We start from the raw sequence: 3,125 nt of genomic DNA, 5'->3' as shown, positions 1-3,125 counted from the left end.
AGCGGGGGCGGCGTGGGCGGGGAGTGCGATACCCGTGCCGAGCGCGAGGACGGCGATCACGGTCGCCGTCGCGGTGCCCAGCCGGTGGGGGGTGGTACGCAACACTGCCATCCGAGGGGTCCTCCTCATCGGTGGTGCGTGGACCGAGCGGGTCGTTCGACGGGGTCGACCGACCGTGGAGCCGTGGCCATGTCAAGTTGGGCTCCGGCGGAAAGGTTTACCGAACAACAGGAATCCGACAAGGGGGTGTGCCGAAACGACATCCCGATGTCACAGAAGGAAACAGGGAGTTGACGCGGGGTCGGGTCGATCCACCGGAATCCCCCGGGACCGCCGGCGGATTCCGGGCGATCCCGGGGGAAGCGTCGGAAGCGTCCACGGGCCGAATCGATCCCGACCGCGGGGAGCGGGCCGACCGGACGCGACGCGCGGGTGGGCCCCGGTGGCTTCCCGGATTCCGGGGGTCGGGGCCCGTGCGGAATCCCCGGGAGGCCGGCGCGTTCGGGCCATCCGGGACCGGTCCGGCGATTTCCGGGCGGTGCCCGGCGGGTGGAAGAATGCCCCGGGGCGGCGAGCCGCCCCCACCACCAGGCCGTGAGACGAGTGAGGAAGTGCCCGACGTGGCCGACAGCAGCCCCGAGACCGACTGGGTGTCCCGATTCGCGGACGAGGTCATCGCCGAGGCGGAGCGTCGCGCACCCGGCAAAACCATCGTCTGCGCCTCCGGGCTCAGCCCTTCCGGGCCGATCCACCTGGGCAACCTCCGGGAGGTCATGACCCCCCACCTGGTCGCCGACGAGATCCGCCGGCGCGGCCTTGCCGTGGAGCACATCATCTCCTGGGACGACTACGACCGGTTCCGCAAGGTCCCGGCCGGCATCGACGGCGTGGACGCCTCCTGGGAGGAGCACATCGGCAAGCCGCTGACCTTCGTCCCCGCCCCGCCCGGCAGCCCGCACCCCAACTGGGCCGAGCACTTCCGGGCCCCCATGGAGGCCGCCCTCGCCGAACTCGGCGTGGAGTACCGGGGAATCAGCCAGACCTCGCAGTACACCTCCGGCGCCTACCGGGAGCAGATCGCCTTCGCGATGCGCGAGCGCGGACGCATCGACGCCGTGCTGGACCGCTACCGCACCAAGCCCGGCGCCGGAGCCGGTGCCAAGGGCGGCAAGGGGACCAAGGGCGGCAAGGGCGCCGGGCAGCAGGTCCCGGCCGACGCCGCCGAACTCGCGGCGGTCGAGGGCTCCGGCGCCGCCGAGGAGGACGACGGCGGCTCGGGCGCGGCCGGCTACTTCCCCTACAAGCCGTACTGCACCGTCTGCGGCCGGGACCTGACCACCGTCACCGCGTACGACGACGACACCCGCGACCTCGCCTACACCTGCGCCTGCGGCCACGGCGAGAGCGTGAACCTGAACACCTTCGACCACGGCAAGCTGGTCTGGAAGGTCGACTGGCCGATGCGCTGGGTGTACGAGGGCGTCGTCTTCGAGCCCTCCGGTGTGGACCACCAGTCGCCCGGCTCCTCCTGGGTGGTCGGGGGGCAGCTGGTCACCGAGATCTTCGACGGCGAGCAGCCCATCGGCCCGATGTACGCCTTCGTCGGCATCACCGGCATGGCGAAGATGTCCAGCTCCAAGGGCGGGGTGCCGACCCCGGCCGACGCCCTGGAGATCATGGAGGTGCCGCTGTTGCGCTGGCTGTACGCGCGGCGCCGGCCCAACCAGTCCTTCAAGGTCGCCTTCGACCAGGAGATCCAGCGCCTGTACGACGAGTGGGACGCCCTGGGTCGCAAGATCGACGAGGGGCGTGCCCAGCCCGGCGACATCGCCGCCCACCGCCGCGCGGTCTCCACGGCCGCCGGTGAGCTGCCGGCCACCCCCCGGCCGGTCGCCTACCGCACCCTCGCCTCCCTGGTGGACATCACCACCGGTCACGAGGAGCAACTCGCCCGCATCCTGCGGGACCTGGACCCCGAGCGGCCGATCACCGATCCGGACGAGGTCCGTCCCCGGCTGGACCGCGCCGCCCGCTGGGTCGCCACCCGGCTCCCGGACGAGCAGCGCACCCGGCTGCGGACCGAGCCGGACGCGGAACTCCTCGCCGGTCTGGACGACGCGCGGCGCGAGGAACTGCGGCTGCTGGTGGAGGGCCTGGACACCCACTGGTCGCCCGAGGGGCTGACCTCCTTGGTGTACGGCATCCCCAAGGTGATGGCCGGGCTGGAGCCCGAGGCCAAGCCGACGCCGGAGCTGAAGCTCGCGCAGCGGGAGTTCTTCGTCCTGGTGTACCGGCTGCTGGTGGGCCGGGACACCGGTCCCCGGCTGCCCACGCTGCTGCTGGCCGCCGGGCCCGACCGGGTCCGCGCCCTGGTCGGCGGCTGACGCCGCGCCGGCGCCGGTCCGTCACCGGCTGCCGGCGGCGGGGCCGGACCGGCCGGAGGGGACGCGTTCGCGCGTTCCCTCCGGCCGTTTTGGGCCCGGGGCCCGGCGGGGCGCAGGGCGCCGGGGATGTCCCCGGTCAGACGCCGATGCCCATCTCCGCGCGGTAACGCTGCTTCATCTCCGGCAGGTAGGCGCGGAGGAAGCCCTCGGTGAGCAGACCTCCGTCGGTGTTGCTGATCTTGGATTGCTCGTGCAGGTAGCGGGAGAGCTGACGGGCGTTGGGGAAGCCGTTCCGCTCGTTGGCGTACTTCCGGAAGGCCTCGTAGAACGCCTGATCGGGGGTCATCCCCGCCGGGATGCCGACGGGGCGCTCCTGCTCCTCCGCGGGCACCGGCTCCGGGCGGTGCCCGGAGGGGTTCGGCGGCGGGGGCTGTTCGACGAGCGCCGTGACCGCGACGGGTGCGGGGCTCCGTTCCTCGGCGCGGGGTTCAACCCGTTCCCGGGGCTCCTCGGCGTCGAAAGGCTCCGCCGGGGCGGCGAGGGGGCCCAGTGCCCGGCTGCGGTTGGGGCCCACGGGCACCGTCACCCGGGCCTCCACCGGTGGGGCGACCTCGGCGGCGTGCACCGGACGCGGGGCGCGTCGGCCGTGCCGGGGGCCGCCTGTGTGCGCCGGTTCCGGGGCGGGCTCGCCCCCCGGTTCCCCGGCGGGTGCCGGGACGGGGTCGTCGTGAAAGGCGGGGG

The 3,125-nt window shown here is 73.6% G+C and carries 1 protein-coding gene and 1 pseudogene; one reads left to right on the top strand and one right to left on the bottom strand.

The features are described from left to right. Window positions 1-557 precede the first annotated feature (557 nt). On the top strand, window positions 558-2,384 hold the full coding sequence (lysS, locus tag FNQ90_RS17550; protein ID WP_182607253.1) for a lysine--tRNA ligase: 1,827 nt from the start codon (window positions 558-560) through the stop codon (window positions 2,382-2,384). A 136-nt stretch (window positions 2,385-2,520) separates the two neighbouring features. On the opposite strand, the pseudogene FNQ90_RS17545 reads toward lysS, so the two are convergent. Next, a pseudogene (locus FNQ90_RS17545) lies at window positions 2,521-3,125 on the bottom strand (hypothetical protein); the annotation flags it as partial.

The sequence above is a fragment of the Streptomyces alkaliphilus genome (genome assembly GCF_014141535.1).
Classification (GTDB): Bacteria; Actinomycetota; Actinomycetes; order Streptomycetales; family Streptomycetaceae; genus Streptomyces; species Streptomyces alkaliphilus.
Note: the sequence above shows the minus strand (reverse complement) of the source record. Positions and strands in the feature narration are given on the sequence as shown.